Origin of the sequence: Candidatus Velamenicoccus archaeovorus, assembly GCF_004102945.1 — a bacterium.
In the GTDB taxonomy this organism is placed as follows: Bacteria; Omnitrophota; Gorgyraeia; order Velamenicoccales; family Velamenicoccaceae; genus Velamenicoccus; species Velamenicoccus archaeovorus.
Genome location: NZ_CP019384.1, coordinates 22941 through 29825, shown reverse-complemented (window position 1 = coordinate 29825; position 6885 = coordinate 22941). Strand labels below are relative to the sequence as shown.

8 protein-coding genes are annotated in these 6885 nt (G+C 56.8%); all 8 read right to left on the bottom strand.

What is annotated here, in order from left to right:
* Positions 1-243: 243 nt before the first annotated feature.
* The gene (locus BU251_RS00150; RefSeq protein WP_128698898.1) at positions 244-1146 is read right to left on the bottom strand and encodes a type II secretion system F family protein; all 903 of its coding nucleotides are present in this window, start codon (positions 1144-1146) and stop codon (positions 244-246) included.
* Between the two features lie 8 nt (positions 1147-1154).
* Complete coding sequence (locus BU251_RS00145; RefSeq protein WP_164908783.1) at positions 1155-2000, bottom strand: type II secretion system F family protein; 846 nt, start codon at positions 1998-2000, stop codon at positions 1155-1157.
* A gap of 8 nt (positions 2001-2008) precedes the next feature.
* Positions 2009-2233 carry a hypothetical protein gene (locus BU251_RS00140; protein WP_128698896.1) on the bottom strand — a complete coding sequence of 75 codons (225 nt, stop codon included), beginning with the start codon at positions 2231-2233 and terminating at the stop codon, positions 2009-2011.
* Positions 2230-2694 carry a hypothetical protein gene (locus tag BU251_RS00135; protein ID WP_128698895.1) on the bottom strand — a complete coding sequence of 155 codons (465 nt, stop codon included), beginning with the start codon at positions 2692-2694 and terminating at the stop codon, positions 2230-2232. Before BU251_RS00135 ends, BU251_RS00140 begins: the two co-directional genes overlap by 4 nt.
* A 44-nt stretch (positions 2695-2738) precedes the next feature.
* Positions 2739-4964, bottom strand: a complete 2226-nt coding sequence (locus BU251_RS00130; protein ID WP_128698894.1) for a hypothetical protein — start codon at positions 4962-4964, stop codon at positions 2739-2741.
* Complete coding sequence (locus BU251_RS00125) at positions 4927-5181, bottom strand: hypothetical protein (RefSeq protein WP_128698893.1); 255 nt, start codon at positions 5179-5181, stop codon at positions 4927-4929. The genes BU251_RS00130 and BU251_RS00125 overlap by 38 nt, the downstream gene beginning before the upstream one ends.
* 78 nt (positions 5182-5259) lie before the next feature.
* Complete coding sequence (locus BU251_RS00120; RefSeq protein ID WP_128698892.1) at positions 5260-6504, bottom strand: pilus assembly protein; 1245 nt, start codon at positions 6502-6504, stop codon at positions 5260-5262.
* Positions 6488-6880: a hypothetical protein gene (locus tag BU251_RS00115; RefSeq protein ID WP_128698891.1), complete on the bottom strand. Its 393-nt coding sequence runs from the start codon at positions 6878-6880 to the stop codon at positions 6488-6490. The genes BU251_RS00120 and BU251_RS00115 overlap by 17 nt, the downstream gene beginning before the upstream one ends.
* Positions 6881-6885 lie beyond the last annotated feature (5 nt).

Genomic DNA, 6885 nt, shown 5'->3' with positions numbered 1-6885 from the left:
ATATTACGTTCGGTTTTTAGGTCGCCTAAACCTACGTCCTCCTTTCCTCGAAGATTTCCGCGTGTATCTGCCGTGCGGATCCGGCTCGGTATCGAATCGTGTCCCGCCACAGAACACGGTTCAATCAATTTTTTTAATCCCGCCTCGATCCCAAGGACCACAAGGCAAAAGTCGGCGATGCCGAGCCTTCCGTTTCTCAGCGCCTGCCAACCGGTCTTCAGGATCTCATGGCGGTTCAACATATTATTTGACCCCCGCACCCATGCCTCCCAGGAGGCTTCCGTTCATGAACTGAATCGCAATAGGCCCGCCCACGATCACGCCGACCACAGGCAGGATGAAGAAGATCAGCGGGATCAGCATCTTCATCGGCGCCTGCAGGGCCGTGCGTTCGGCGCGCCTGAAAAACCTCTCGCGCACGTCCTCGGAGAGGATCGCCAAGGCTTCGGCAATCGGCGTGCCCATCCTATCGGCCTGGATCAGCGTGCGCGCGAACGCCGTGACGTCCGGCGCATTGATCCGGCGCGACAGGTCTTTGAGCGCTTCGCGGCGCGGCTTGCCGACTTTGATCTCGTGAAGCATGAGCGACAATTCTTCGATGAACGCGGTCGACCTTGACTTTTCAACGATCCAGCGCGAGGCCGCGATAAAATCGAGTCCGGCGTCCACGCACAAACTCAAGAGGTCCACCGTATCCGGCAACGTGCGCACGACGGCGGAGCGGCGCTGTTTGAGCTTCATGTCCAGCCACAGATCCGGCAGGAAGAAGCCAGCGATGCCGGCGACCACGACCTTGACGACGTCTTCGGCCGGCAAAAACCCGATCGCCAGCAACAACGCGAAGATCGCCATAAATTCCTTGGCGCCGAAGAACTGCTCGGGCGTCATGCCCACGCGCGCGCCGAAAAGTTTGTTTTCCAGGTTCTCGCGCTTGACCAGCCGGCGCACGACAAAGTAGTTCAGCGGCGCGAACAAGTCAAAGACCCGCACAAAAATGGACTTCCTGTCGGTCGGGTTGACCTCGTAACGCAAACGTCTCTTGATGACCTTCCTGAGCTCATGGGCCGCAAAGAACCACAAAAAGAAATTCATGAAGATCAGGAAGATCCCCGCGAACAAGAATATTTGTGATAAATAAACAACCATGGCGACCTCTAAAAGTTGATCCGGGAAAATATCCGGATCATGTACATCCCGACGCACTCGGAAATCACCGCATACACCATCAGGCCCCGGCCCACGGGGCTCGACAGCATGATGTCGAAATAATTCGGGTTGAACGAGACGACCAGGATCGCAAACGCGATCGGCAGCATCGACATGACGATGCCCTGGATCTTTCCCTGCATGCTCAAGGTCCTGATGTTCTCGCCCAGCTTGGACTTCGCGCGGATCGTGTCGATCAGGCGGCCGAACAAAAGCGTGATGTCGCCGCCGGTCTCGCGCGCAACCAGGATCGCCGTCGTCAACAGGTTCAACTCTTCGGACGGCATCCTCTTATTTAAATTCTCAAAAGACTCTTCCAGCGGAATACCCATCTTGTTCTCTCTCAAGATCAGCCCGAACTCCTGGCTGATGGGGGCCGGAAGTTCCTCCACGAGCGCTTCGATGGACTGCAACAGGCTCAAGCCGCCCTTCAAGCAGCTCGAGAGGATCATCAAGCCGTCGGTGATCTGGACGGCAAACCTGGTCTTTCTGGCAAAGATCAGGTTCTTGACGATCAACGCCGGTATCGCAAAACCGACCGCCAAGCCGATGAGGGCACCCGTGAGGCTCTTAAAAACCGCCAGGCCGACGACGCAGAAGATCGTCGGCGAAATCACATTGAGCAAAAAGAGCTTCTGCGGGTCCATGTCCAGGAACATCTCTTTGAGACGCACCCTCTGCACCTCGACACCGTGAACGCGCCAAGTATAAAACTTGTCCCAGGCCACGGGGACGAGTTGATATCCCAGGAGCGTCACCGACGCAAACAGCGCTATGAAGATCAACCCTTTCATGATCATAATTAATACCTCACAACGGCTGTGGCCTTGCTGCCGTCCGTTTCATACTGACGGCCCAACCCGAGAGAATCCGCCGCATCGCGCCATTTATACGAGATCGCCCGCCTCAGATACACCTGCAACGACAAAAGGGCGGCCAGCAGGGCCGAGATCAACAGGGCGTACTCCAGGATCCCCATCCCGGCCCTGTTCCTTCTGTCGTTAAAAATCGCGAAGACCCCGCTCATTTCTTCATCTCCTCTTCATAGGCCTTGAACTTCTCCGCATCCAGCACTTGCATCAGTTTCAATTCTACGATCTTGCGCTTGCCCCGTTCGGACTTGACGGCAACAAAAAAGATGATTTTGCCGCCGGCCAGGTCTGCAGCCACGATCCTGAGGTCCGGGTCTTTGCGGCTGAACAGCCTCCAGCCGGTGAACGCCTTCATGCTCCCCTTCTGCTCCCGGAACCCCTTTTTGAAGCTGTCGATGAACGACCGTTCATAGTTCTGTTTCTCTTCGGCATTCGGCAGCGCATTGTATTCACTGCCGACGCTTTTTTCAAAAGCCACAAAGTTCGGCCAATCGATCAGCTTGCGCACGGCATAACGCCCTCTCGTCATGTCCGTGACGACCTGGCGCGCAAAAGTCACATCATCCTGCCTGGCGCATCCGGTCAGCACCAGGATGGCCGCCACCCCCATTATCATTAGCTTCGCCGCAGTCCTTATCATAAACAGCACCTCGTGTTGGATTAATTCACCAATCTCACTTCTTTGTTGTAGCTATAATAAGCGCGCGCGGCCTTTGTCACGCGGCCGCCGAACGGGTTCCATGTCCCGAGCGCCCCCATGCCTTTCGAGCTGTCCCAGCGCGATACGATCACCTGCGTATTCTCGGCGCCGTAAAGCAGCTGCACGCAGACCTTGCCGCTGAACCAGTTGCCTGTCTTGTAAGTCCTGAGTCGCGGCACATTGAACACCGCCTTGACCGTTACCTCGTGGTCGCCGCGCGAATCCTTCCATTCATACCGCACCGGATTTTTGCCGCCGCAGGGTTTTCCCGCGGGATTCAGCTCGTCCGGAGGAACACAGGTCTGGTCATACGCTTCCTCTTCGACATCAGGGAAGAGGGCGCTGAAAAATCCCTGGATGGCGCCGTGGAACGAGTTCATCTCATACTGCATGCCGCCCAGGTCATAAAAAGCATTATAGAATTCGTCATCGATGTCGCTATCGACGCTGCCGCCGGCGCCGAACTGACAGGGAGGATTCAGGACCGTATCTCCCGACGGACCTCCGAAAAGGCAGGCCGGCAGGGTCGTCCTGATGCTCTCGATCGCCGTGATCCATTGCCCCAATTCCTCTTCATATTTCGCACTTCTCATCAGATATGTCGCCGGATTAGTGGTATCATATTCGTCATAGAAGAAAAAGGCCCATCCCCTCCAGGCTTCGATCGTATCGTTCTGCGGCATCGACCTCAGGGCCCCGATGAAATCGCCCATCTCCATCAGGTTATCGGCCATGTCGTCGAGTTCGTCATATCCCAGGGAGATCGGCGGGTCGATGCAGACGTCGCCGTTGCACTGATTGCCCCATTCATTCATGGCCGCGGGGTCGGGACCCGGATTCCAGAAGGGTACGCTGTAGCCGGCATTGCGCAAGGCGCGCAAGAGCTCGACCACATGCCCGTCGCGGCCCGCCGCGGCGACATATTTCATGTTGCCCGGGTCTTCCGGCGTCGGATCTGGGGTCAAGACCCATTTGTAATCCGCGCGTTCCAGGGGACCCGGCACATCCTCGGCGTAGACCGTGCCCGTCACATACTGCCAATAAATTCCGCCTTCGTTGGCCAGCTTGCAGACATTTTCGAACTGCCAGGCATAGTTATTAAGGAAATCGTAAACAACGGGTTCCGGATCGATCAAATCGGTCACGCTGTTGATGATCCTGAATCTGTTGAAAAGCCATATCTGGAAATCAGGCACGTATTCCAGCGTGTCGCCGTTCAGGTTGGAATCCGGCGAATCATAAGACTTGGTCGGGTCGTCCACAACCAGCTCGAGGGCCTGCATAAAGACAGACTCGCGGATCCTGTTCGGCTCGGACATCTTGTTGAGCATTTTCGTGAATTGTTCAGCCACGGCCCCCGGCATGCTCTGTTGTACCGATTGGTTATATCCGGCTGCGGCAAGGGAAAGCGCGCCCAAGGCCAAAGTGCCCAGGCCGGCGGTAGAAGGAATAAGAATGGAGCCGGCCAAAAGCTGAGAACCTGCCGGCAGGGCCGCCCCTGCTTCAAAAGCCATGGTCCCGGACGCTGTCGCAATACCCTGGCCTGTCATCACAGCACCGCCCTCTCCTGCAACGCTTCCGCTAGTAGCCGTCGCGCCAAGGCCCGAACTCGATGTTGCCCCGCCTAAAGCCCCTGCGGCGCCGGCCGCGGCAAACCCGAGGGCCGCGCCCACAGCCGCGCCTGTCAACGCCCCCTGCAAAACTCCTGTTCCGGCAATGGCGCCTCCAATGGCGCCCCCGACAGCGCCGCCGATGGCTCCTGCGGCCACCAACGTCGTCGTGCCGACACTTGCCACCTGCGAGGCAACCGCTGCAAGGCCGGTAAGACCCGGGGCAGCCGCGCCGCACGTGATCACAACCGCGACGATGGCGATAATGGCGATAACGATCGCCAGAACGAAACTCGCCCAGCCGGTCTTCTGGCATTTTTCCGTCGTATTTCCGAGAGATTCATAAAGCTGACGCGACTTCGTGGCCAGCTGGGACGCCAGATAGAGGCCGCCCGAATCAGCGGCGTTTGAGACGCCCGTGGAATTAATGGCCACGTTCCCGAGATTCAGCGTCACCATGGCAAACATGAGCAGAACCACAGTCGCCAGGATCAACAAGGTGGCGATCTGCCCCCGTTTGTTCCCCAGAGGCGCCAGGTTATTTAAAGATGTTAAGCGGCGGATTAGACGACTCATTGATCTCAACCCCCCTTGTGTGTTCCGCATTGTTTAGATCCACATAACTGGTAAACGCGGTGCTCCCAGCAGTCACGCGTGTATTTTCGTATTCCGTTTGCCTCCAGGCCATGCGTTCGTTGAGCCACACAAATATCCTCGCGGCGCCCACAAGCAGGATCATCAGAACGACCAGCGCCGCCGTCATCTCCAGCGTCGACTGCCCTGCTTCGCTCATCCTCCAGCCCCCTGATCTCCACATTTTCCTCATGACTGTTTTCTCTTCTGTGTTCTCTGTTATCTGCGTCATCTGCGCTCATTTCGGCGTCGTCATCGTCTGGCGGATCGTACCCGTGGAGCGGCTGTTGATCTCCTGGCTATCGACGTCGTCCGCGTAATCCATCGGATTGTCATGCGTCACCTGGTAGCCGTTCGGCTGCAACGCATTCATCGTTACAAACTGCCTGACGTTGTTATCCTCCCACGTCGCGTTTTCATCGGTCACAAGGTTCGACGTCGTCTCGATCTTACGGATCTTCGTGGAACGCTTGCTGTGCGTCACGGTATCCTGCTGTATGCCCATAGATTTGGCATGTTCGCTGACGCGCGAACTGATCTCATTCAAGACGGGGAAGACATACTTGCCGTCCTCAACGCGCCAGTTCGCCGCATACCACGCCCCGCCCACCGCAGAGTTATAGCTCGTATTGTTCTGATTGGGCGGATTCATGGCCTGATTGCAAATCGTCGAGCAATTCGTGTCTTCATCCTGTGTCACGGTGATCAGGCAATAGTTGTAACAGGTGTCCACGTCCACGATCTTGACGGCCTGCGAATAACAGGAATCGAAATTGATCATTTCGCCGACGCACGAATCGATGATGCGGACGTTGCCGCCCTCTTCATCCACGACATCGCTGTATATCAGCTCGTATTTTTTCAGCATCTCCTCGGAAACGCCTGTCTCGCGCCTGAAGCCGGCATTTTTGGCGACGATGCGGGCCAAAGGCTCCATGGCGCCGTCCACGCCCGTCGTCTCCATGTCGATCACCGTCGCCGGCAAAGACGAGGCATCCGCAGCCTGTGCATCCATCTCAGGATCCCTGGTCACGGACGCGACGCCGACGAACGGCGCAGTCGAACCGATGCCAAAGGTCTCCGCCGGATCCGGGATATGACGGTCCTGGATCAGCATATAACTGCCTGAGCCGTAATTCCTGTCCGAGGCGATCTTCATGGCACGGCGGAACGCCAGCATCTGCGCCCTCTGGTTATAGCTGTAACGCAGGCCATAGGCCACGATCGCCGTCAGGATCGTCAAAAAGATCGTGCTGAAGACCGCGAGTTCCAGAAGGGCCTGCCCCTTCTTGAAAGCATGAGGGGTCCGGCAAGATCTTCGCCCGGATTCCCGGTTCCCCGATCCCCAAATCCCGATCCCCCGATTTTCCGATGCCCGCATGCTCTTCATGGCTGCCTTCAGTTTTCTGCCCTCTGCCATCTCATCTTTGACACTCTGATACTTTGACTCTTCGACGCTATCTTTATTACGGCGCCCCCACATATTCAAAGCCGTTCTTGAACGAATTATCGTAGTGCGTCTCGACGTGCACCATCGTGATGAGCCTGTTCTGGTACTGGCCCGAATACGACATCGGATCGACATACATCTCTTCGCTGGACTCGCTGGTCGTCGTCACGTCGCTCTCGTGGACCAGGTTGTAATCCGACGTCGTCTGGTCGGGATCATATTGTTCGCCGATGCCGTCAATCGTCCCTCTCAGGCGGCCCTGGATCCCGCGCTTCAGGTACACCTGCATCGCGATAAAAGCAAAAATGATGATGGTCACCAAAACAGCCGTCTCGATAACGGTCTGGCCGCGCCGGGCGCCCAGCGGATCTCCGGAAAAACATAAAATAAAATGCCGTCTGTCTCTCATCGCAG

Bases quoted from the DNA above. Each gene is read 5' to 3' on its own strand.
- BU251_RS00115 (WP_128698891.1), bottom strand. From the start codon at position 6,880: ATGAGAGACAGACGGCATTTTATTTTATGTTTTTCCGGAGATCCGCTG.
- BU251_RS00125 (WP_128698893.1), bottom strand. From the start codon at position 5,181: ATGAGCGAAGCAGGGCAGTCGACGCTGGAGATGACGGCGGCGCTGGTC.
- BU251_RS00120 (WP_128698892.1), bottom strand. From the start codon at position 6,504: ATGTGGGGGCGCCGTAATAAAGATAGCGTCGAAGAGTCAAAGTATCAG.
- BU251_RS00135 (WP_128698895.1), bottom strand. From the start codon at position 2,694: ATGATAATGGGGGTGGCGGCCATCCTGGTGCTGACCGGATGCGCCAGG.
- BU251_RS00145 (WP_164908783.1), bottom strand. From the start codon at position 2,000: ATGAAAGGGTTGATCTTCATAGCGCTGTTTGCGTCGGTGACGCTCCTG.
- BU251_RS00150 (WP_128698898.1), bottom strand. From the start codon at position 1,146: ATGGTTGTTTATTTATCACAAATATTCTTGTTCGCGGGGATCTTCCTG.
- BU251_RS00140 (WP_128698896.1), bottom strand. From the start codon at position 2,233: ATGAGCGGGGTCTTCGCGATTTTTAACGACAGAAGGAACAGGGCCGGG.
- BU251_RS00130 (WP_128698894.1), bottom strand. From the start codon at position 4,964: ATGAGTCGTCTAATCCGCCGCTTAACATCTTTAAATAACCTGGCGCCT.